Raw genomic sequence first — 22,488 nt, forward strand, 5'->3', positions numbered from 1 at the left:
CAAAAAGGCATCCAAGGTTTAGACAAAGTGGGGCAAACCGCGACAACCATGAAAGGCTCCCTCAATTTGCCTCCAAGACAAAACCTAGCCTTAGCTGGCATGGGTGGCATTCCGGACCAAGCCCCATCCAAAATCACGCAAGGCACCGAGAACCTGAAAGACATCTTACAAAAATTCGATGTGAACTTGAGTGGCAAAGGGAAACAGGCGGATGATATAATAAAAGAAACAAGTAAAGCATTTGAGCCTGAAAAAGTGACATTGAAAAATGGAGAAACAGCTTATAAATCTTCACGTGGTGAACTTGTAAGGTCTCCTGATTTTCTAGATGAAGCTGGAGAAATAAAATGGCCACCGAAAGGAACAGATGGCTTTGCTTGTGATAGTGGTGGAAAGCCTATCACACAGGAAGCTAATTTGAAAAAAGGTCAAATAATTGATAGATACGGAGAGTCTGGAGGTAGATATACGAGTCCTGTTGAAAACGGGAAAATATTAGAATATGATACTAGAGGATTACCATATCCAGAAAGTGCAATGGACTACCATCAGTACGAAGCTATAAAAGATATAAATATGAAAAATGTAATAAGTGGGTATAATAATTTAGAGGAACTTGATCGAATAGAGTTAGATATTTTAATGGATAAATATGAATTTACTTTATCTGATATTGCGAATGCTCGACAAGGCAAAATCGCTGAGATCTTTGGCGATGGTGGGGGAATTCAAATAAAGTTTGAAACTTCTATTTCATGGTATGAAAAACTCGGATTATTACAGGAGGTAAAATAAATGAAATCATTGGAGAAAAAAGCAATGAAAATAAATCAGAAAATAAAAGAATTGGGATTTGAATCCTTACGCGTTTCTGTTTTTAATGCTCCAGATCAAAAAAGAGTAGAATATCAAACTCGAATTGAATTTGATGAAGCAAGTCAAAAATATCAAGTATATTCATTGGCCGACAGAGCTAGCATAATGGGTAGAGTAAAAGAATTTTCTGATTTTGAAAATGCTCAAAATGATTTTTTAAAAAAACTTAGACTTACGATAGAATATAACAAATTAAGAGTTAGTAGAAATGAACCCCCTGAATACCCATGCCCTTTATGGGATAACGAAAAAGCAGAATAAACTAAAGCCCCGACAAAAGTTGGGACTTTTCTATAAGTTTCTTGTGGATTCTTCTACTTATATAATGAGTTGGACTGGATTTTACGGAATCAAAGTTAGCAGAAGTAAACTTGTAGGATACTCTGGTTAGACAAGAAACAAGGAGTGGAAGATATATGTCATTTAGTCCGATAGCAGCAGTAATTGAAATAATTTGCGTCTTTGGCATCACTAGTTTAGGTATATTGGGTTATAAAAAATTGTCTAAAAAAACAAAGCAAAACCACAATTAGCACTAGCGTTAAAAAAACACCCATTTGAAGGGTGTTTTTTAACGCTGTCTTCTATTTTATAAATAAGGTGCTGGATTAACTGGAACACCATTTTTATGGATTTCAAAATGTAAATGTTGTCCCGTCGACTGTCCCGTGGAACCCATAATACCAATATTTTGTCCTTGCATCACTTTTTGACCTGAAACAACACTCAAGCTTCCCGCGCGCATATGTCCATAAAGTGTTTGATAGCCATTGCCGTGGTCAATTTCCACAACGTAGCCATAACCACCATAGCCACTACCCGATGCACCAAACCCAGAAAAGACAACCGTTCCGCTCGCGGCCGCAACAACAGGAACCGTTCCTCCTGCCGCAATATCTTGCCCCTTATGCGCTTCATATTGCCCCGTTACTGGGTTTGTACGTTCACTAAATCCTGAAGTTAAAATACCCGCGGCTGGTTTAATAAACATACCGCCAGAAGAAGTGGGCGCTGAGTATGAACTTCCTTGTGAAGGTTGTGAGGACACGCTTGCGCTTCTTGTAGTTTGGCTACTGCTAGCCTTACGCTTCGCTTCAGCAGCCCGTTTTGCTGCCATTTCTTTCTTACGTTGTTCTTCCGCATACGCCGCCGTCAAATTTGCAGCCACTTGCTGTTCTTCCTTGGATAAGTTAGCTTTTTGTGCCTCTAAGATGGCCACTTCCTGATTTGTCTTATCTTTTTTCGTTGCTAACGTAAGCAATAAATCATCTTGCTCCGCTTTTTGACTCTCCAAATTATTTTTAATCACCGTAATTTGTGTTGCCAGCTGATTTAATTCAGCTAGTTTTTTCTCTGCACTAGCTTGCATATCTTTTAACCGATTTTGATTTTCCTTTTGCTTCGTCATAATTTCCTGGTCAGCATTCACAATTTCTTTAACAAGTGATGCACGTCCAAAAAAATCCGCAAAGTCTTCAGCTTGTAGGAGAACATTTAAATAACTTTGCCCACTTCCATTCGTTTGAATCGCACGAGCTCGGTTATCAAGCACAACTTTACGCTGTTTAATTTCTTCTTTTAAATCCGCAATATCAGCCTTTAATCGCTTAACTTTGCCTTCTTCTGTAATTACTTTCTCTTGCTGTTCTTTTAACTTCTTATTCGTTGCTTCAATTTCTTTTGAAACTTTTTCAAGCCATGTCGCTACATTTTGCGACTCAGCTTCTAAACTCTCCATCTCCGAATTCTTTTGCCCAATATTTCCTTCCACAGAAGATTTTTGATCTTGTATCTTCTTCTTTTGACTCTCCATACCATTTATATCATCTGCAAGTACATTCAGCGGTTGTGTAAGAAGTGCAGCTGCTGTCAGCACCATTACCCCAGATATTAATTTTTTCTTCATTTCTCGGAAAAACCCCTAACTTTTTTATTACTTTTCTTAAAAAAAGATAGAAAAATACCCTTGCCGCCAAGACAAAGGTACTTTTCTATTTTCAATACAACAAATTTATTTTTAGAAATTAGCTACACGGCCGTAACCAACTAAATATTTAGCCCAATATCCACTAGAGATATTATCATACTTAACGCCATTATTTTGCGCATTAATCATTTGACCGCCACCAACATAAATCCCTACGTGTGCAATTCCGCCTCCGTAGTTGAAGAACACAAGGTCCCCTGGCTTCGCTTGGCTTGCACTAACTTTTTGTGCAGCTGCATATTGTCCACCAGAAGTTCTTGGTAAGCTAATACCTGCCGCACGGAAAGCGTAAGAAGTAAATCCAGAACAGTCAAATGCGCTTGGACCTGATGCACCTAATGAATAAGGTTTGCCAAGTTGCGCACGCGCTGCTGAAATCATTGCAGAATATCCGCTTCCAGATGGCTGTTGTACATTAGCACTTGAAGAATTGCTACTACTGTTGCTACTGTTAGTAACGCTATTATTTGTAGAGGTTTTAGTTGTAGAACTAGAACTTCCTGAATTGTTATTGTTATTCTCAACACCAGCAGTTGGTGCTGCTGCCGCTGTCAATGCGCGTGCACGTTCAGCCGCTGCTGCTGCTTGCTTATCACGTTCGCTAACTAAGCTTGCTTTATCACTTTCAGCGCTCGCTTGGTCAGCTGCTAATTGTGCTACAACAGCTTCTTTTTCAGCTTTTTGAGCTTCAATTTTATTTTGTTCAGCTTCAAATTTATGAATCGCTACTTTTTGAGCTTCTTGTTTTTTCTTCACAGAAGCTTGTTTTGCTTTTAATGCTTCTTCATCATTTTTTTGATCGTCTAAAATTGATTTATCAGAATCAACTAATTGGTTGACTGCAGAAACGCGATTAACTAAATCAGAGAAATCTTCAGACCCTAAAATTACATCTAAGTATGCGTTGGAGTTAGACGTTTTTTGCATTGCGCGTGCGCGCTCTTTAAGTACTTCCTCACGCTCTTTAATTCTCTCGTTGATTTCTTTAATATCACTATTTAATTTTTTAAGCTCTTTAGTAGTGTTGTCAAAATCTGCTTGGATTTTCTTAGCATTTTTTTGTGCAGCTTCCATGTCGGCAACTAATTTAGAAAGTTCAGATTCTAAATTACCTTTTTTAGCCTTTAAGTCGTTAATTTTTTTATCTTGTGATTGAATGTCAGTATTAACGTCTGCAAATGCGTTAGTTGTAAATACTGGTGCAATTGTCATTACTGTTGCTAGTGATACTGCAATTAAAGCGTTCTTTTTCAAAGAATTTACCTCCTAAAAAGCTCCCTAAGCTTTTCTTTGTTTTTTATTGTTTCGTTCTTAAACTTTTAAAAATCTTCTAATTGAGATAGCACTTCCCCAGACACCAATTAAAACACCAATAACAATAATTAAAGCACTAATTTCATAAGCAAATGGTGTCGGCGGTAAAAGCGAAAGTGATGATGTTATAAGTTTCGGGTTTAATAGGTTATATGTGTTAATGTAACCTACAAAAGTTAATACTACTGGAATGATTGAACCAATTAGTCCTAACCACGCCCCTTCTAAAACGAATGGCCAGCGTATAAACCAGTTTGTCGCCCCAACAAGTTTCATGATTTCAATTTCTTTTCGTCTAGAGAAAATTGCAATCTTGATTGTGTTTGAAATGAGGAACATCGCTGTTAGTAGTAACCCAATGCTTAATACTATACCAGCATATCTCGCCCATTGCAATGTATCGAATAGTTTATCCACGGTTTTTTCACCGTATTCTGCATCATCTACGTATTTTAATTTTTCAATCTTAGTTGCTACTGTCTTCGTTTGTTCCGGCTGTTCTGCTTGAACAATGAATACATCATGAAGTGGATTGTCTTGCTTGAATAGCTCGAAATTCTTTCCGTATGTTCCAACTAACTTCTTCAATTGCTCATCTTTAGAGGAGAAAGTTACCGTATCCACACCATCAATCTTTTCGATATTCTTCTTTAACTCATCTTCTTGTTCTTGTGTAGCACCGAGTGAAATATGTACGTTAATCTGCACATCATTTTCAACGTCTGAAGCTAGTTTATTCATGTTCATTAAAATGGAAAAAAACACGCTCACAAGAATAAGTGTTACTGTGACTGCACTTGCTGCTGCAAAAGTCATCCAACCATTTCTGTAAAGACTTTTAAAGCTTTCCTTCACATGTCTTCCAAAAGTTTTAAATTTCATATCCATATTCTCCTTGCTGTTCATCACGAGCAATACGACCATTCTCGATAGCAATAACACGATGTTTCAACGTGTTCACAATTTCTTTGTTGTGTGTTGCCATCACAATCGTAGTGCCTTGACGATTAATTTCCTCAAGGATGTTCATGATTTCCCATGAAGTATCTGGATCAAGATTACCAGTTGGTTCGTCGGCAATTAAAACTTTGGGCATGTTCGCGATAGATCTAGCAATCGAAATTCGTTGCTGTTCCCCACCTGAAAGCTCATCTGGTAGCATCCTAACTTTGTGTTTTAAGTTTACTAAATCTAGAACTTCCATAACACGTTGCTTGATTTCAACCGGATCTTTTTCCACCACTTCCATCGCATAGGCAATATTTTCATACACCGTTTTGCTAGAAAGTAATTTAAAATCCTGGAAAACAACGCCAACATCACGTCTTAAATATGGAATTTCGCGATTTTTCAAGTTGATTAAGTCAAAATTATCAACTTGAATTTTTCCTTTGGTCGCTCGTTCTTCACGATAAATCATTTTTATAAAAGTGGATTTACCTGCTCCACTTGGACCAACCACATAAACGAATTCCCCTTGGTCAATTTTAATATTTAGACCATTAGCGGCAGTAATACCATTAGGGTACTTCTTATACACGTCTTCCATCAATATCATTTTATCACCTAATTCGCCTTTCTTAAGAGCTTCATTTGCAAGGTAATGTAATGATAACCTTTGACATAAAACTGTTATGCTGCGCTGAATATACTTCAACACAAAGTCTATTATAACATCCTAGTTTTTCATCAATAGGTTAATTGCATTACAGTTATATTTCAGCCTGTGACAATCTTACTCATTAATTTAATACGAACTTTTTCATATGTTTAAAAACTAAATTTTTGAGTTTTATTTTTGATTGGAATTAAAACCAGTTTTTAGGCAAACTAAAAACCATATAAATGGCTTCTTTTTCCACTGTCCCTATTGTATCTTTTTTCTACTCAAAATAACATTACAGCGAGATTAAAAATGATTACAGTTTCTTCTAATTGGGATAGACCAGTTTTGCCTACAGCTCTAGTTCGTTAGCACATGCACAAACGTTTTCTGTCATATATCTGTTATATAAAAACGGTGTAACTAATCACTTGTATTAGTTACACCGTAAATCCTTCACCCATCACTTCACTTGCACTCATCACAACGACAAATGCATTTGTATCAATTTCCTTCACTACTTCTTTCAATTTTGGAAACTCTCGTTGTGAAATTACACAAAGCAAAATTTGCTTTTCATCCTCAGTATAGCCGCCTTTAGCAGAAAGACGAGTAATTCCTCTATCAATTTTGAATAAAATCGCCTGCCTGATTTCCTCTTGATTTTCCGAGATAATAAGCACCGTTTTGGACTGGTTTAAACCAACTTGAACTAAATCAATTGTTTTACTAGTCGCAAACAAAGCAATTAATGCATAGAGACCCGATTCAATACTGAAAACAAACATGGCAGAAATCACGACAAGTCCGTCAATAATTGCAACACAAACGCCTAGTGATAAATGAAAATATTTATGGACAATTTGTGCAAGGACATCTGTTCCGCCAGTAGATGCTTTACCGCGAAAGACAATACCAAGCCCAAACCCTACTAAAATACCACCAAATAAAGCAGCAATAAGTGGTTCATGCGTCCACGGAGCAAAATCCTGCGAAAGATAAACAAAGAGCGGGATGGTCATCGTTCCTATAAATGTTTTAATCCCAAACTGATAACCTAAAAAGAATACACCTGCGATAAAAAGTGGAATATTAAGCGCCCACTGGATAAACGCTGGTGTCCATCCAGTCAAATAATTCACAATTGTACTAATCCCGCTCACTCCACCAGAAGCAATATGATTTGGGAGTAATAACACATTAAAAGCTATTGCAATAAAGGCCGCGCCCAAAACAACATAAAAATAGTCTAAAATTTTCACAAGCCAAAGTTTCCTCGGCTTACGATTTCGTTTTTTAATCATGCGCACACCTGCCTTATTGAATGCGCGAACGCAAATAAGCATTCACGAATTCATCCAGCTCACCATCCATGACAGCCTGAGTATTCCCCGTCTCCACATTTGTCCGGTGATCTTTTACCATTGAATATGGATGGAAAACATAGGAACGAATTTGACTACCCCAACCAATTTCCTTTTGTTCCCCGCGAATTTCAGCTAATTCCGCCTCTTTTTCCTCTTGTTCTTTTTGATAAAGCTTCGCCTTAAGCATCTTAAGTGCTTGTTCCCGGTTTTTCAGCTGCGAACGTTCTGACTGGCAAGTAACCACAATCCCAGAAGGCGTATGCGTCATCCGCACAGCAGAATCTGTCGTATTAATGTGCTGTCCACCAGCTCCAGTTGCCCGGTACGTATCAATTTTCAAATCTTCCGTCCGTACTTCAATTTCAATATCATCATCCATCTCAGGCATTACATCTACCGAGACAAACGATGTATGGCGCCTCCCAGATGAATCAAATGGTGAAATCCGCACCAAACGATGCACACCTTTCTCCGCTTTCAAATAACCATACGCATTATGCCCTTTAATAAGCAACGTGACACTCTTAATTCCCGCTTCATCACCCGCTTGATAATCAAGCGTCTCCACTTTGAAGCCTTTCTTCTCCGCAAAACGTTGGTACATCCGTAAAAGCATCGAACCCCAATCTTGTGATTCCGTACCACCAGCACCAGGGTGAAGCTCTAAAATCGCATTATTTTTATCATAAGGATCACTCAGCATAAGTTTAAGTTCAAAATCATCCAGCTCTTTGACAAAATCAGCAAGTGCCTCTTCCAACTCGTTTTGTAAATCAGCATCCACTTCCTCACGAAGCAGTTCTAAACTTACTTCTAAATTTTCCTGTTCCTCTTCTAATTTATGAAAAGCATTATAAACTTCTTTTAAACCATTTGACTCATTAATAACCTTTTGTGCCGCTTGCTGATCATTCCAAAAATTTGGATCAAGCATCTGATCTTCTAACTCTGCAATGCGTACTTCCATCGTTTCTAAGTCAAAGAGACCCCCTAAAGTCTGTGATTTGGTTCGCTGTTTTCTCAAGCGAATTACGAATTTCTGCTAATTCCATAGTTATTTCCACCTTTTTTTATTATTCTAAACTTATTTTAGTATATAAAAATCAAGCGCATAAATCCAGAACATTTTTTCAAAGAAAAGGAGCGCCAAAAATAGCGCCCCGAGATTTTTATGCTTCTTTACCATGACAATTTTTATATTTCTTACCGCTGCCACAAGGACAAAGATCGTTACGACCAATTTCCTCACCCTTAACAACTGGCTTGCGTTTCGCTTCTGGTTTGCCCTCAGCCGGATTAACAGCTTCCCCTTTTGCCACCTGTTCACGTTCAAGGTTTTGTCTAATTTCAGCTTTCATGATATAACGTGCAACATCCTCATCAATCGAAGAAATCATTGCCTCAAACATCGCAAAACCTTCCGATTGATATTCACGAAGCGGATCAATTTGACCATACGCACGCAAATGAATCCCGTCACGAAGATGATCCATTGCATCAATGTGGTCAACCCATTTCGTATCCACGACACGGAGCAAGACAACTTTTTGGAACTCATTAAATTCTTCCTCAGGCAACAGCTGTTCTTTTTCGTCATAAGCTTCTTTAATTTTTCCTAAAATAAATGCTTGAATGTCCTCAGTGACACGGCCTTGTAAGTCACTAACCGTAATCGCACCTTCATGAAGCAAGTTCGCATCCACATAATCCACAATACCTTGTAAATTCCAATCTTCTTCCGCCTCGTGCGCAGAAGCATTAGAAATGACTACATAATGAACCGCACGTTCAATCATTTTTTCAATAATCTCACGCAAGCCATTTTCCGCCGTAATAACATCATAGCGCTGTTTATAAATTACTTCACGTTGTTGACGTAAAACATCATCGTACTGAAGAACTTGTTTACGGGAATCAAAGTTATTTCCTTCAACACGTTTTTGAGCAGACTCAACCGCACGGCTAACCATTTTGCTTTGAATCGCTTCTTCATTCATTCCGAAACGTTCCATCATGCTCTTCATGTTGTCAGAGCCAAAGCGACGCATTAACTCATCTTCCATTGAAAGGTAAAATTGAGTTACCCCTGGGTCCCCTTGACGACCCGAACGACCACGCAACTGATTATCAATACGACGAGATTCATGACGTTCCGTACCAATTACAGCTAAACCTCCAGCTGCAACCGTCTCCTCGTCAAGTTTAATATCTGTACCACGACCAGCCATATTCGTTGCGATAGTAACCGCGCCGTGCTTCCCAGCATTCATAATAATATCCGCTTCACGCTCATGCTGTTTCGCATTCAAAACATCATGGCGAATTCCTTTGCGTTTTAACTTGCTCGCAATGAGTTCGGAAGTTTCAATTGCTACCGTACCAACAAGAACAGGTTGCCCTTTCGCATGGCGCTCTGCAATATCTTCCACAACCGCATTAAATTTCGCATCAATCGTTGTATAAATTAAATCCGGACGGTCATCACGAACAATCGGACGGTTTGTTGGAATTTCAATAACACGCATATTATAAATATCGCGAAATTCTTCTTCTTCCGTTTTTGCTGTACCTGTCATCCCCGCCAATTTTTTATACATACGGAAATAGTTTTGGAAGGTAATCGTCGCCATCGTTTTCGACTCATTTTGAATCGTCACACGTTCTTTCGCCTCTAAAGCTTGGTGTAAACCTTCACTAAAACGACGCCCCTTCATAATCCGCCCAGTAAATTGGTCAACAATTAGAACTTCATCTTCTTGCACCACATAATCCACATCAAGCGCCATCGTGTAGTTTGCTTTCAAAGCTTGCGCAATATGATGTAGCAAAATCGTATTCTCTAAATCATATAAATTTTCAACATCAAAATATTTTTCACCACGAGCCATACCTTCTTCGGTTAAATTGACAGATTTTGTTTTAATATCAACCGTATAGTCTTTCTCCTCCGTCAAAGTTGTCACAAAAGTATCTGCACGAACATATAAAACATTCGATTTTTCAGCTTCCCCCGAAATGATTAGCGGCGTACGCGCTTCATCAATTAAAATCGAGTCAACTTCATCAATAATCGCGAACGAAAGCGGTCTTTGCACCATTTGATTTTTATAAACCACCATGTTATCACGCAAATAATCAAAGCCCAATTCATTATTCGTACTATACGTGATATCACACGCATATTGCTCCCGTTTTTCCTCACTAGAAAGTGCGTTTAAATTTAGACCAACAGAAAGACCTAAAAAGTTATATAACACGCCCATTTCTTCCGAGTCACGTTGCGATAGGTATTCATTGACCGTAACAACATGAACACCTTCACCAGAAAGCGCATTTAAATAAACTGGTAATGTTGCTGTTAAAGTTTTACCTTCCCCAGTTTTCATTTCCGCAATGTTCCCTTCATGAATAACAATACCACCCATTAACTGAACGCGGAATGGATACATGCCAAGCGAACGTTTTGCGCCTTCCCGTGCAACAGCAAAAGCTTCAACTAGAATATCATCTAAAGTTTCACCCGCTTGCACACGTTCCTTAAACTCTACTGTTTTTGCTCGCAGATCGTCGTCTGAAAGCGCTGCTGTTTCATCAGCTAGTGCTTCAATCTGATCGGCTTTCTTTTCAAGATATTTGATATCTCTTTTACCTGATTCAAAAATCTTTTTCAACATTCCTGCCATAATTGATTCTCCTCCACATAAATTGACTGCCAACTCTATTTTAAATTTCCAGATTATCTTATTCAAGATACACTTATTAATTTTATCACTTATTCTCAAAAATTGAAAACAGGATTGATTATTTATACCCCGATTTATAAGCTACCAACCATTATAACACCTTCTTCTAAAAATAGATGTGTATATTGTGTGAAAAAGTCCAACTTCCTGAAAAAAATTTATTTTTTTGGTTTACTAAAAAAAACTACTCATAACTCCTTTTCACTCAATTTGGTCTATACCATATTAATTGATAATCCATTTTTTCATGTTTATTCATCTTTTCCTCGGGTATTCTCAAATGCACGCTTAAAACACATTTTAAAAATGTAAGCGCGTACAAAAAAGAAGGAGGATTTTTATGTTTACTCAAAAAAGAAGATGGATAACAGGAAGTGTTTTAGTTGGTATTGTCGCAATTGGACTTAGCTTTACGGGAGGCGAGAGCGCCAAAGCAATAACGGACGATGCAACTGCCATGCCAGACCTCACAAACAAGCAAGTATTAGTAGGCTATTGGCATAGTTGGAAATCTGCTGGAAACGACGGCTACAAACAAGGCACCTCAGCAGATATTGCATTAAAAGATGTAAACTCAGCTTATAACGTTGTCCCTGTTGCCTTTATGAAAGGTGACGGTGTTAACCGTATTCCAACATTTAAACCAGTAGGACAAACTGATGGCGAATTCCGCGCCCAAGTCGCTGAACTAAATAAGCAAGGACGTGCTGTACTTTTAGCGCTTGGCGGGGCTGATGGTCATGTCCAATTGCAAACTGGTGACGAGCAAGCTTTTGCAAATGAAATTATTCGCCAAGTTGAAACATATGGGTTTGATGGCCTTGACATTGACTTAGAACAGACTGCCATTACAGCTGGAAATAATCAAACTGTCATTCCAGCAGCACTAAAAATAGTTAAAAATCATTACTCAGCAGAAGGAAAAAATTTCATGATTACAATGGCGCCTGAATTTCCATACCTAAAACCAGGTGCCGCTTATGAAACATATATCACTTCACTTAACGGCTATTATGACTACATTGCGCCCCAACTATACAACCAAGGCGGGGATGGTGTCTGGGTTGATGAGACAAACCAATGGATTGCACAAAACAATGATATTCTAAAAAAGGAATTTTTATATTACATGTCTGATTCGTTCATTCACGGAACACGTGGCTTTCTTAAAATTCCCGCCAATAAGTTAGTTTTAGGGCTTCCAGCTAATAATGATGCCGCTGCGACAGGCTACGTCATAAATCCGCAAAATGTTTATGATGCCCTCAACCAGTTAAAAGCTGACAATAGCCCGCTCAAAGGACTAATGACCTGGTCAGCAAATTGGGATGTTGGAAAAGATAAAAATGGCGTTTTATATAACAATAGCTTTGCAAATGCATACGGTCCATTTTTAGGAACTAAGTAAATAAAAAACGTCCTGCTCGATGTGGCAGGACGTTTTAATTTCAAATTAATTTGTTTCAATCAAACCGTATTTTCCATCTTTACGACGATAAACGATATTTGTACCATCAGATTCAGCATCTGTATAAACATAAAAACTATGCCCTAACAGATTCATTTGAAGAACCGCTTCCTCACTATCCATCGGCTTCAAATCAAATTGTTTCGTACGAACAATTTCTAAATCAGATTCATGTTCATCTGTCGCGCTTTCACTAACTTCTCCAAAAGCAAAGAAGTCTTGTTGTGCACCTTTATCACGCATTTTACGATTTACTTTTGTTTTATGTTTACGGATTTGTCTTTCTAATTTATCTGCGATTAAATCAATACTTGCATATAAATCTCCGCTTGTTTCTTCAGCACGAAGAACAAGATTTGGGAGAGGAATTGTTACTTCAACCTTTGCATTCTTATCAGAGTAAACTTTTAAATTCACATGCACATTTGCATCTGGAACCTCTGTAAAATAACGTTCAAGTTTATCAATCTTCTTCTCGACGTAATTACGAATCGGTTCTGTTACTTCAATATTTTCGCCACGAATGTTGTACTTAAGCATTGTAATTCCTCCTTTGGGATAAAACAAAAATTCTTGCGAAGAAGAGGCTTCTCTTCTTACTTCTAGTCTAAGGTATAATGCCACTTTTTGCAAATATTTACCTAGAAAAGAAAGGAACTTTCGCCTTCTCCTACTTTACTAATTCATTCCACTTTTCCTCGAGAAACAAACCTCCTTTTAACTATTTTTCAAATAAAGCAGTAAAGTAAATCTCCCTAATATTTTTCGCGCAATAGTTTACAATAAATTCTTGCTCACAATCTCTATCCCCTTCTATAATCGTAAAAATATTTAAAGCGGCCCCCTCAGCAACTTCATTTATATGAATAGCCGCTATCCCAGCATGCATTAACACTTCTAACTCGGGATTATAGCCCAATCGATCATTTATTTTTTCTTTCCCAACATAGAGTGCCTCACTAGAATGATAGGTTTCAATCAATAACTCGCCAAACACTTCTGCTAGCGCATAATCTCCCAATTTCAAAAATCGTTCTAACAATTCTTCAATAAAAATGGATTTCCTAAAAATTACCATTTTATTTTTCATACTCATTTCCATTCGTTTAAATTCTTCACGACAACTCGAACACAACAAACTTTTTTGCTGCAAAAATAGCTTTGTCCCCCAAGTAAATCCATATTCAATTTGTTGATAGCAAATACGACACTTACGTTGCACCGAGTAACCCTTCTTCCCAAGCCGTTTTATTCATAATTTCAATGTGTTGAATCGCTCGCTTCATCTCACAAGTCTTTCCAAAATGAAAAAAACACACTTCACCAGTTGGAAAGTCTTTTTTTCTCCCAGCTCTTCCTGCTATTTGAACTAAAGCAGCCTCAGTAAAAATAGAACCATCGCTACCGAAAACAGCTACTTGTACATCTGTAAATGTAACACCTCGCTCTAGAATCGTTGTTGTAAGTAAAACTTGAATAGTGCCGTCCCGCAATTGTTGCACTTTTTCCTTGCGTAGCTTATCTGCTGAATGCACCGTAGTAAGTCGCCTAAACCCGTACTGCTCCATAACTTCACTAAATTTAAACATAACATCAATCTTAGGAAAGAAAATCAAGATTGGCTTCTTCGCTTTTATATAGCTCATTATCCATGCTATCACTTTTTTAGAAATTCGCTTTTTATTTAGTTGCTTTTGCCAATCTCCAATCCAGCAATTTCGTGGTACTGGTAGCGGAAAACCATGGTATCTTGCTGGGATTTTCACATAGTTTCGTTTTCCCTCTGAGCACTCTAGTTGCCACTTTCTCTCTGGTGTTGCAGTTACAAATATTTGGATTGCTTCTTCACACCCTGCTTTTCGAACCGTATACTCAAGAAAAGGATTCTTGGCATACGGAAAGGCATCCACTTCATCAATGAAAATCAAATCAAAATATCGATAAAAACGCAATAGCTGATGTGTTGTCGCAACTACAAATGTTTCATTATTAAAAACAGCTTCTGAATCTCCGTATAGACACACTTGTGGAACATCTGGAAAAACCTCTTGTAATCGCGGTGCGAGTTCAATACATACATCTACGCGTGGTGATGCTAAGCAAATTCGCAAACCCTTTTTTAGCCCTGCTTCAATACCCTTAAACATCATTTCCGTCTTACCCGACCCTGCAACAGACCATAACAAAAGTGACTGCTTCTCACGAATAGCATTTAATACTGCATCAGATCCTTTTTGTTGTGCAAATGAAAGTATGCCTTCCCACACTAACGGCTCCTTAAAATAAATCCGCTCCGCTTCTTCTGGTTTTTGATAGTAAAAATGTTGCGCGCTATTCACTCGTTTCATCATTAAACAATTCCTACAATACCGTTCATTATTCGGCAAATTTGCAAAACATTCCGCAAGATTATTCCCACACCGAAAGCAAAATGGTTTTGCATCCACTTCGTAAATACTCGGTAGCACCTCATAATTTTCCAAATGCATTATCTCATTTTCAAAATATAGAATACCTTTTGCCATAAATCACCTCGTCCACTTAGTTATACCTCATTTCTATTTTTTTTGCAGAAATCAAAATCATTTTTTAGGAGGGTAAAAATGCGGTTTTCTTCTTAATGAAGAACCTGATTTTCTAGACCGTAAAATATAATTTTCACTACCAATCTAACTTTTTTATACAAAAACTCCGCGACCAAAATCACGGAGTTTTAAGTTTATTTAATTGACCATGTGAGTCCAAGAGCCCCTTCACCTAAATGTGTACCGATAACTGGTCCAAAATAACTGAGGTGAAATTCAACTTCTGGAAACATGTTTTGTAGCTCCTCTAACCACTTTTGCCCTTTTTCAGGTGTATTTCCATGAATAACATAAGCTTGTTCAGCTTCATTTTTTTGAACGGCTTCTTGTAAAATTTCTTCAATTCGCTTTAATGCTTTTTTCTGCGTACGTACTTTTTCAAAAAGAATGATTTGCTTATCTTGAAAATGTAAAATTGGCTTAATTTGCAACAAGCTTCCAATGATTGCTTGAGCTCCTGTTAGACGTCCACCGCGTTGCAGGTTATTTAAGTCATCAACCATGAAATAGGCATCCATGGTATTTTGGATTGTTTCAATATGTGCTAAAATTTCAGATACTGTCTTCCCTTCTGCTACCATTTGAGCGGCACTCAATACCATCGAACCTTGTGCCATACAGGCAATTCCCGAGTCAACACCAATAACTTCAATGCCATCGACCGAATTGCCAGCAGTCACTGCATTTTGGTACGTACCACTGATTCCACTTGTTAAGTGGATAGTCAACACTTTGTTATAACCTTCTTTTTTGAGGGTTTCAAAGAGTGTAATGAAATCCCCTGGCGCGGGCTGTGAAGACGTAGGAAAATCCGTTGATTCCTTTGCTTTTTTATAAAAATCTGCTGTACTTAATTCTACTTCTTCTTTATAAGCAACACCATCAATGATGACCGAAAGAGGTACCACATGGATTTGGTACTTTTCAAGCAATTCTTCTGGTATATAAGCTGTGCTATCTGTAACAATTGCAATTTTTTCTTTTGACATGGCTTCCCCCTGAACCTTTTAACGGATGTAAACCCAGCCATTTTTTATGGCGGTTACAACCGCTTGTGTCCTATCATTCACTTTCATTTTTTGTAAGATACTACTAACATGATTTTTCACCGTTTTTTCACTTATAAATAAGGTTTCTCCAATACCACGATTACTTTTCCCATCCGTGAGTAGTTGAAGAACTTCACATTCTCTATGTGTTAAAATATGAAGCGGCATTTTCACTTCGGGTTGCTGGTAACCATAAATGCCTTGTGCTGTATTTGTGCTTGCTAAATGGCGATATTCACGTATAAGTTTAATGGCAGCTTTAGGGTGAATATACGCTCCGCCGGCATCAACAATTTTAATGGCATCAACAAGCTCTTTTGCATCCATTTCTTTCAATAAATATCCCACCGCACCAGAGCGCAGCGCTTCAGTAACATATTCATCTGAATCATGGATAGTTAATACAATTACTTTAATACTTGGAAATTGTCTTACTAACATTTCTGTTGCATCTAAGCCGTTAACAGTTGGCATGTTAATATCCATTAGGACGATGTCTGGTTTGTATTCTCTAACTTTCGCAACGATATTTTTTCCATTTTCAGCTTCTGCAATGACATCAAACGAGTCTTCTAATTCTAAAATCCGTTTAATTCCTTCGCGAAACAATTGGTGATCGTCGACAATCATAATTTTGAGAGTCATATAAATACTTCCTCCTCTGATTTAACCAAAATTCATTTACTGTTTGTTGTCATCATTGTTGGTGTCCTAGCCCTAAAGTATCCCTTAAATACAATTATAGTAAGTTTCCATCATCTGTTCCTACCCAGCCTAACTGTGTGTGACATTTTTGTTTTGCATAAAATGCAAGTTTCGATAAGCTGATTCTATTACTGCTATTTATTATCCTTTTCCACTCCGAAGATATGTTTCATTTTGCCTATATGAAAAGATATTTTCAGCAATATCTCTATCTAAAGTAATAGTATATTTTATTATAACATGAATTTAACCCTGCTTCATCCAGAAGAACATCTTTGTTAAAAAAAATTATATACAAGCTACTTTATTTCAGCTAAAATGAAAGCAACTATGAACTTCTATTTTGTTAGGAGGAAACCATGCTAGAACAATATTTAACCATTAAAGAACAAGGTGAATGCGAGTTGATTATACAAAAATCGCGTTTTATTTGCCACATTGCGCGAGCTGAAGATGAGCAATCCGCACAAAGTTTCATTGCGCAAATAAAAAAAGAACATTGGAATGCGACGCATAATTGCTCTTCGTACCTTATTGGTGAAAAAGATGAATTTCAAAAAGCAAATGATGACGGAGAGCCTACTGGTACAGCTGGTGTTCCAATGCTCGAAGTATTGAAAAAACGACAAATAAAAAATGTTGTGGTCGTTGTCACTCGTTATTTTGGTGGCACAAAGCTTGGTGCTGGCGGTCTAGTTCGTGCCTATGGCGGCGCTGTTAGTAACGCATGTGATGAAATCGGCATAGTGGAACGCAAGTTAGCAACCATTGTTCATTTTACTATCCAGTATAGTCAACTAGGTAAGTTTGAAAACCTCTTAGAGCAAAAAAATTACCAAGTTGTGGATAAGAAATTTACAGAGATGGTGACTTTATCAGTGTTTGTTGATCAAGATTCTTTACCTTCTTTCAAAGCATGGATAACAGAGATTTCTAGTGGACAAGTTTCTTGTGTAGAAGGAGAACAAAAATATCGTGAGAAGGATGTTTAATAAATGAGTACAGATTTTTTTCATAACCTTCTAACTGTCATTCAAACAGATAGATTACAAATGAAGCAGACATCAATTATTGATGCCCCTGCTCTATTTACAATCTGGTCAGATGCTGAGGTTGCCAAATACATGAACATTGAACAATTTACAACTGTCTTTCAAGCCGAGGAAATGATTAAAGCTATTGAAGCAGAGCCACATGCTTGTCGCTATTCCATTTTTTTAGGCAATCAAATTATTGGTTCTCTTGGCATTAATGAATTTAATTCTGTTGATAACACTGTTGAAGTTGGTTATGAACTTGCTAAGGAGTTTTGGAACAAAGGTTTTATGACAGAATTATTAAATGCTTTTTTTGAACAAATTCAAAGCCATTTAACTTTTTCTGGTGTTTCCGCAAAAGTTCTCCCAGAAAACACTGCCTCTATTTTTCTGTTAGAAAAGCTTGGTTTTAAGCTTGCGACTAAAACGTCAGAGCTTGATCTTTACACACAAAATGTAAGTCCAATTTTCATTTACAAATTTTATTTTAACCAAAAGTAAGCTTTCATTTATATTACATTTTTGAAAGCTTGTATCTTTTCAATGTTTTTTTCAGAAATAGTTAGGTATAATGTAAAAATAAACACTGTAATTTCAAAAGGCAACTAAATTTTAGGAAATCTTAAATTTTATGTAACAAATTGGTTACTTATACATGGTACAATTATGTTTATGTTTGTTGTTAGCAAATGAAAACGACATTTAAGGAGAAAAAGATAATGGATAATGGCTTTAACGGTCGCCAGCGTGCAACCAAATACAAACGCCGTCGTAGGATACTGTACTGGATACTCATTCCAATTATGCTTCTAATTTTAGTTGGCGTAGGTTATGGTACATTCTTATTCAGCAAAACAAAATTAGCTGCAGACAATTCATACGATAACGTCCGAAATGGACAGGCTTCAACTTTAAGAACTAAAGACATTGACCCAATTAAAGATAGTTTCTCTGTTTTAATTATTGGGGTTGACACCAGCGAAAAACGTGCCTCTGATGGTAATCCTCGAAGTGATTCACTTATTTTAGCCACTGTAAATGTTAAAGATGCTCGTGTAGAAATGACCAGCATCCCTAGAGATTCCTACGTTCACATTCAATCAGACAAAAAAGGCATTGATAAATATACAAAAATAAATGCAGCTCACGCTTATGGCGGACCTGAGCTAACTATGCAAACTGTCGAAGAAAAATTCCAAATTCCAATTGATTACTATGTTCGTTTTGACTTTGATGCTTTCCTTAAAATTATTGATGCACTTGGTGGCATTAATGTCGATGTTCCTGTTTCCTTTACAGAGCAAAACTCAAAAGACGAAGCTGGAGCCATTACACTTGAAAAAGGTAAGCAACGTTTAAACGGCGAACAAGCTTTAGCTCTTGCTAGAACGCGCCATATTGATAATGATATTGAACGAGGAAAAAGGCAACAACTAATTATTGAAGCCATCGTCAAAGAAGCAACTAAATTCTCTTCTATTAATAAATATTCGAGTATCATTGACGCTGTCGGCGAAAACATGAAAACAAACTTAACATTTAATCAAATGCTTTCTATTGCAAAATTCGGCATGACAAATACAATTGAAATGAAGTCTCTAAACTTGGAAGGACAGGATTCTCCGCAAGACGGCGTATATTATTATGCTCTTGATGAAAGTTCAGTGGAGAGTGTTGCAAATGAATTTGCGAGTGAACTTAATATTACTCAACCTTTTCCAAATGCAGCTCCTTACAAAGACCCAACGAATAGCGATAGTTCGTCATCTGATAGTGGCGAGTGATAATAAAAATAACCCTGAGCCACATGGCTCAGGGTTATTTTCGTTTACGATGAATTTTTTGGAGCACATTTAGTACCGGGCGGTAATCTTCACCGACTAATCCGATAAATTCGACAACAATTTCAATGCAAACAAGAAGCAGCGCAAGAAGAATGAGGGATCCCCAAGCTGTCGAAAATGAGAACACAAAACCTGCAAGTGAGAATAAAAGCGCCATACAGTAAATCAATAAAACCGTTTGCCGTTCAGTGAAGCCTAACGCCATGAGTCGATGATGAATATGCGAGCGGTCTGCTGCAGAAATTGGCGTCCTTTTTTTCAACCGCCGAATGATAGCAAAAAACGTGTCAGAAAGCGGAACTCCTAGGATAATAAGTGGCACTAAGAGCGAAATAAAAGTGACATTTTTAAAACCCATAAGCGAAAGTACAGCAATCATGTAACCTAAAAAAAGCGCTCCTGTATCTCCCATAAAAACGGAAGCTGGCGGAAAATTGAAGAGTAGAAAAGCCAAAACAGATGCAACAAGAAGGAACGCGACTGGCGCTACAAAAGTATCTTTTAAAATAAGCGCCATACCTGCGATTGTCATTAATGCAATAATTGAAATTCCACTTGAAAGACCATCCAGACCATCAATCAAATTTAACGCATTTATAATAGCAATAATCCAAATCATTGAAATCGGAATCGCAAGCCAACCAAAATCAAGTTGTCCGTAAAACGGAACATTAATAAATTCAATCACGACATTTCCCCAAACTGTTACGCAAAGGGCTGCAAGTAGCTGTCCTAAAAGTTTCAGCTTAGGCGACAACTCAACAATATCATCGATGATTCCGGTAGTAATAATGATTAAAGCCCCTATATAAACTGGTAAAAAGCCTGTTTTATCGATTGGCGCAAGGAAAAAACCAATTGAAAAGCTTATAAAAATAGCAAGTCCACCAAGTGTTGGCGTCACTTTCTTATGACTATGTCTCTCCCTCGGCGCATCAACCGCACCTATCCAAATTGCAAATTTACGTACAATCGGAATTAAAATAACTCCAAGCAAAAAAGTTATGATACCCCATATGAACAAATCTGTTTCAGCTCCATTCTCTAACCTAGCAAAATCTCCCATTCAGCTTGTGTGAATCGTTGCAAGTTCTTCTCATCTATTTGAACTCCAAGCCCAGGACCACGTGGAACTTCTATCTCTCCATCTACAAGTTCAAAATTCTCTTTTATTATATCATGTTTAAAATATCGTTTGGTAGCTGAAATATCTCCTGGAAACTGAAATTCCTCTCGAGCTGCAAGTGCAATATTATGGGCACGACCGATTCCTGCCTCAAGCATACCTCCACACCATACAATTAATCCGTTTTGCTTGCAGAACTTTGCGATTTCTAATGCTTCTGTATGACCACCAACACGCGCCATTTTTAAATTAATTGCTTTTGCACTACCCAATTCATGCGCCTGAAAGACATCTTTTAAAGAGCGAATATTTTCATCTAAGCAAATAGGTGTTTGAATTTGTTTTTGCAAAAAAGCATGATCCACTAAATCACGTACACCAAAAGGTTGCTCAATCATTGCAAGATGAAGTTCATCCATCTTTTGAAAAAGTGGCGTTTCAGCACGCGTGTAAGCCGAATTTGCATCAGCCATCAGAATTAAATCCGGAAAATTCGAACGTACAGCTTGCAAAAACTCCAAATCCGAACCTGGTTTAATTTTCACCTTTACACGTCTATACCCTGCATCCACATATTTCTCGACAAGTGAAACCAATTCGAATGCCGAATTTTGAATGCCAATACTTACTCCAACCGGAACTCCTTTCCGTTTTGCACCTAGATAGGCAGATAACGAAACGCGACTACGTTTAGCAAACAAATCATAACACGCAGAATCAATTGCGGCTTTGGCCATTTCATTTCCTTTTATCCAAGAAAAAGTTTCACGCACATCACTTGGCTTTGTCAGCGTTCTTTTTTTCAACCTTGGAAGTAAAATTGTTCGGATAATATATGCTGCTGTATCGAGCGTTTCCTCCGTGTAATCTGGCAACAAAAAAGCATCTAGCTCTCCGTACCCAATCATTCCATTTTCATCTACTAGTTTTATAAGAAAAAATGTTTTCTCCTCTAAAACACCGTAGCTTGTTCGAAACGGCTCAATTAGTGGTAGGCTTACTTTAAAAAGATTTGCACTTTGAATTCTCATTTTTGCACCTGCTTATTTTCACGACTTACAGCACGCATAAATTGCGGAATTGCAAAAAAGCGACGCCATCTAGAAGGATTAGTTACAAATCGATATATCCATTCAATTCGAAGTTTTATAATAATTTTAGGCGCCCTTTTAATTGTTCCAGACAAAATATCAAAAGAACCTCCTACACCCATAAAGATCCCTTTTTCAAACATACTAAAATGTGACATAATCCATTTTTCTTGTGTAGGTGACCCTAATGCTACAAATACAAAGTCAGCCCCAGATACTTTAATTTCCTGAGCAATTTCCGCACTTTCTTGCAATTTAAAGTACCCATGCCTACAGCCAGCCACAGTTAATTTAGGAAAAGCATTTCTCAATTTTTCTTTAAGCGCCTCATTCACTTCTGGTTTAGCACCTAAAAAATACACTTTTAAATCATAATTTGAAGCTTGTTTTAAGATACCTTGCATTGTATCAAATCCCGTAACCCGCTCAGGAAGTGGAGTTCCTTGACGCTTAGCGGCCATAATAATTCCAACACCATCTGGCGTAATATAGTCCGCTTTTAATACAACTTGCTTAAAGTCAGCATCATTTCTCGTATTCATTACAATTTCAGGATTCGCCGTCACTACAAAGCGCTTTTTTTGTTCTAAAGCATCCTGTAATAACTGTGTTATGAAATCGGCTTGTGATATATGTATAAAGGGAATCCCTAAAATTTCAACATTTTTTGTAGTCATAATTCCTAACTCCTGT

Annotated in this window: 21 protein-coding genes; 6 read left to right on the top strand and 15 right to left on the bottom strand. The window is 37.5% G+C overall.

Features of this window, described 5'->3' with window-relative positions; translation table 11 throughout:
* Positions 1-795, top strand: a 795-nt coding sequence (locus tag R8923_RS11225; RefSeq protein WP_485872848.1) for a glycohydrolase toxin TNT-related protein, incomplete at its 5' end; no start/stop codon positions are given.
* On the top strand, positions 796-1,137 hold the full coding sequence (locus tag R8923_RS11230; RefSeq protein ID WP_485872849.1) for an Imm59 family immunity protein: 342 nt from the start codon (positions 796-798) through the stop codon (positions 1,135-1,137).
* A 328-nt stretch (positions 1,138-1,465) separates the two neighbouring features.
* Here R8923_RS11230 and R8923_RS11235 read toward each other — a convergent pair whose 3' ends face one another.
* The 7 genes from R8923_RS11235 to secA all read right to left on the bottom strand — a co-directional run bounded on the left by R8923_RS11235 (position 1,466) and on the right by secA (position 10,830).
* Positions 1,466-2,782, bottom strand: coding sequence for a murein hydrolase activator EnvC family protein (locus R8923_RS11235; RefSeq protein ID WP_485872850.1), 1,317 nt, complete (start codon positions 2,780-2,782; stop codon positions 1,466-1,468).
* A gap of 111 nt (positions 2,783-2,893) precedes the next feature.
* A complete protein-coding gene (locus R8923_RS11240) occupies positions 2,894-4,117 on the bottom strand; it encodes a coiled-coil domain-containing protein (RefSeq protein WP_485872851.1) in 1,224 nt (407 codons plus the stop codon).
* Between the two features lie 57 nt (positions 4,118-4,174).
* Entirely contained in the window at positions 4,175-5,059 is an 885-nt protein-coding gene (gene ftsX / locus R8923_RS11245; RefSeq protein WP_485872852.1) for a permease-like cell division protein FtsX, read from the bottom strand.
* The gene (gene ftsE, locus R8923_RS11250; protein ID WP_485872853.1) at positions 5,049-5,735 is read right to left on the bottom strand and encodes a cell division ATP-binding protein FtsE; all 687 of its coding nucleotides are present in this window, start codon (positions 5,733-5,735) and stop codon (positions 5,049-5,051) included. Before ftsE ends, ftsX begins: the two co-directional genes overlap by 11 nt.
* A gap of 485 nt (positions 5,736-6,220) precedes the next feature.
* Positions 6,221-7,084 (bottom strand): YitT family protein, encoded by an 864-nt coding sequence (locus R8923_RS11255; RefSeq protein WP_485872854.1) that lies wholly within the window; start codon positions 7,082-7,084, stop codon positions 6,221-6,223.
* A 13-nt stretch (positions 7,085-7,097) separates the two neighbouring features.
* Positions 7,098-8,199, bottom strand: a protein-coding gene (prfB, locus tag R8923_RS11260) for a peptide chain release factor 2 (RefSeq protein WP_485872855.1) whose coding sequence is annotated in 2 segments (ribosomal slippage) — positions 7,098-8,126 and positions 8,128-8,199 — 1,101 coding nt in all. Because the reading frame shifts where the segments join, the coding sequence is not laid out codon by codon here.
* Between the two features lie 117 nt (positions 8,200-8,316).
* A complete protein-coding gene (secA, locus tag R8923_RS11265) occupies positions 8,317-10,830 on the bottom strand; it encodes a preprotein translocase subunit SecA (RefSeq protein WP_485872856.1) in 2,514 nt (837 codons plus the stop codon).
* A 400-nt stretch (positions 10,831-11,230) separates the two neighbouring features.
* Between secA and R8923_RS11270 the strand changes: the two genes are divergently transcribed.
* Complete coding sequence (locus tag R8923_RS11270; protein ID WP_485872857.1) at positions 11,231-12,298, top strand: chitinase; 1,068 nt, start codon at positions 11,231-11,233, stop codon at positions 12,296-12,298.
* 45 nt (positions 12,299-12,343) lie between these two features.
* Here R8923_RS11270 and hpf read toward each other — a convergent pair whose 3' ends face one another.
* From hpf to R8923_RS11295, 5 genes are all read right to left on the bottom strand, one after another.
* Positions 12,344-12,898 carry a ribosome hibernation-promoting factor, HPF/YfiA family gene (gene hpf, locus R8923_RS11275; RefSeq protein WP_485872858.1) on the bottom strand — a complete coding sequence of 185 codons (555 nt, stop codon included), beginning with the start codon at positions 12,896-12,898 and terminating at the stop codon, positions 12,344-12,346.
* Between the two features lie 181 nt (positions 12,899-13,079).
* Positions 13,080-13,580 carry a hypothetical protein gene (locus R8923_RS11280; protein WP_485872859.1) on the bottom strand — a complete coding sequence of 167 codons (501 nt, stop codon included), beginning with the start codon at positions 13,578-13,580 and terminating at the stop codon, positions 13,080-13,082.
* A complete protein-coding gene (locus tag R8923_RS11285; protein ID WP_485872860.1) occupies positions 13,570-14,883 on the bottom strand; it encodes an ATP-dependent helicase ComFA in 1,314 nt (437 codons plus the stop codon). Before R8923_RS11285 ends, R8923_RS11280 begins: the two co-directional genes overlap by 11 nt.
* A gap of 194 nt (positions 14,884-15,077) precedes the next feature.
* A complete protein-coding gene (locus R8923_RS11290) occupies positions 15,078-15,932 on the bottom strand; it encodes a DegV family protein (RefSeq protein WP_485872861.1) in 855 nt (284 codons plus the stop codon).
* An 18-nt stretch (positions 15,933-15,950) separates the two neighbouring features.
* Entirely contained in the window at positions 15,951-16,637 is a 687-nt protein-coding gene (locus R8923_RS11295) for a response regulator transcription factor (RefSeq protein WP_088809728.1), read from the bottom strand.
* Between the two features lie 419 nt (positions 16,638-17,056).
* Between R8923_RS11295 and R8923_RS11300 the strand changes: the two genes are divergently transcribed.
* The 3 genes from R8923_RS11300 to R8923_RS11310 all read left to right on the top strand — a co-directional run bounded on the left by R8923_RS11300 (position 17,057) and on the right by R8923_RS11310 (position 19,518).
* Positions 17,057-17,689, top strand: coding sequence for a YigZ family protein (locus R8923_RS11300; protein ID WP_485872862.1), 633 nt, complete (start codon positions 17,057-17,059; stop codon positions 17,687-17,689).
* Between the two features lie 3 nt (positions 17,690-17,692).
* A complete protein-coding gene (locus R8923_RS11305; RefSeq protein ID WP_485872863.1) occupies positions 17,693-18,235 on the top strand; it encodes a GNAT family N-acetyltransferase in 543 nt (180 codons plus the stop codon).
* Positions 18,236-18,453: 218 nt separating this feature from the next.
* On the top strand, positions 18,454-19,518 hold the full coding sequence (locus tag R8923_RS11310) for an LCP family protein (RefSeq protein ID WP_485872864.1): 1,065 nt from the start codon (positions 18,454-18,456) through the stop codon (positions 19,516-19,518).
* Between the two features lie 34 nt (positions 19,519-19,552).
* Here the strand turns inward: R8923_RS11310 and R8923_RS11315 are convergent, their stop codons facing one another.
* Genes R8923_RS11315 through R8923_RS11325 form a run of 3 tightly spaced genes read right to left on the bottom strand, consistent with a single transcriptional unit; the run spans position 19,553 to position 22,472 of the window.
* Entirely contained in the window at positions 19,553-20,602 is a 1,050-nt protein-coding gene (locus R8923_RS11315) for a glycosyltransferase family 4 protein (RefSeq protein WP_485872865.1), read from the bottom strand.
* Positions 20,603-20,622: 20 nt separating this feature from the next.
* Positions 20,623-21,735: an o-succinylbenzoate synthase gene (menC, locus tag R8923_RS11320; protein WP_485872866.1), complete on the bottom strand. Its 1,113-nt coding sequence runs from the start codon at positions 21,733-21,735 to the stop codon at positions 20,623-20,625.
* Positions 21,732-22,472, bottom strand: coding sequence for a WecB/TagA/CpsF family glycosyltransferase (locus R8923_RS11325; protein ID WP_485872867.1), 741 nt, complete (start codon positions 22,470-22,472; stop codon positions 21,732-21,734). The genes menC and R8923_RS11325 overlap by 4 nt, the downstream gene beginning before the upstream one ends.
* Positions 22,473-22,488 lie beyond the last annotated feature (16 nt).

This window comes from Listeria tempestatis, from assembly GCF_963575625.1.
Taxonomy (GTDB): Bacteria; Bacillota; Bacilli; order Lactobacillales; family Listeriaceae; genus Listeria; species Listeria tempestatis.

Bases quoted from the DNA above. Each gene is read 5' to 3' on its own strand.
- R8923_RS11230 (WP_485872849.1), top strand. From the start codon at position 796: ATGAAATCATTGGAGAAAAAAGCAATGAAAATAAATCAGAAAATAAAA.
- R8923_RS11235 (WP_485872850.1), bottom strand. From the start codon at position 2,782: ATGAAGAAAAAATTAATATCTGGGGTAATGGTGCTGACAGCAGCTGCA.
- ftsX (WP_485872852.1), bottom strand. From the start codon at position 5,059: ATGAAATTTAAAACTTTTGGAAGACATGTGAAGGAAAGCTTTAAAAGT.
- ftsE (WP_485872853.1), bottom strand. From the start codon at position 5,735: ATGATATTGATGGAAGACGTGTATAAGAAGTACCCTAATGGTATTACT.
- R8923_RS11255 (WP_485872854.1), bottom strand. From the start codon at position 7,084: ATGATTAAAAAACGAAATCGTAAGCCGAGGAAACTTTGGCTTGTGAAA.
- secA (WP_485872856.1), bottom strand. From the start codon at position 10,830: ATGGCAGGAATGTTGAAAAAGATTTTTGAATCAGGTAAAAGAGATATC.
- R8923_RS11270 (WP_485872857.1), top strand. From the start codon at position 11,231: ATGTTTACTCAAAAAAGAAGATGGATAACAGGAAGTGTTTTAGTTGGT.
- hpf (WP_485872858.1), bottom strand. From the start codon at position 12,898: ATGCTTAAGTACAACATTCGTGGCGAAAATATTGAAGTAACAGAACCG.
- R8923_RS11285 (WP_485872860.1), bottom strand. From the start codon at position 14,883: ATGGCAAAAGGTATTCTATATTTTGAAAATGAGATAATGCATTTGGAA.
- R8923_RS11290 (WP_485872861.1), bottom strand. From the start codon at position 15,932: ATGTCAAAAGAAAAAATTGCAATTGTTACAGATAGCACAGCTTATATA.
- R8923_RS11295 (WP_088809728.1), bottom strand. From the start codon at position 16,637: ATGACTCTCAAAATTATGATTGTCGACGATCACCAATTGTTTCGCGAA.
- R8923_RS11300 (WP_485872862.1), top strand. From the start codon at position 17,057: ATGCTAGAACAATATTTAACCATTAAAGAACAAGGTGAATGCGAGTTG.
- R8923_RS11305 (WP_485872863.1), top strand. From the start codon at position 17,693: ATGAGTACAGATTTTTTTCATAACCTTCTAACTGTCATTCAAACAGAT.
- R8923_RS11310 (WP_485872864.1), top strand. From the start codon at position 18,454: ATGGATAATGGCTTTAACGGTCGCCAGCGTGCAACCAAATACAAACGC.
- menC (WP_485872866.1), bottom strand. From the start codon at position 21,735: ATGAGAATTCAAAGTGCAAATCTTTTTAAAGTAAGCCTACCACTAATT.
- R8923_RS11325 (WP_485872867.1), bottom strand. From the start codon at position 22,472: ATGACTACAAAAAATGTTGAAATTTTAGGGATTCCCTTTATACATATA.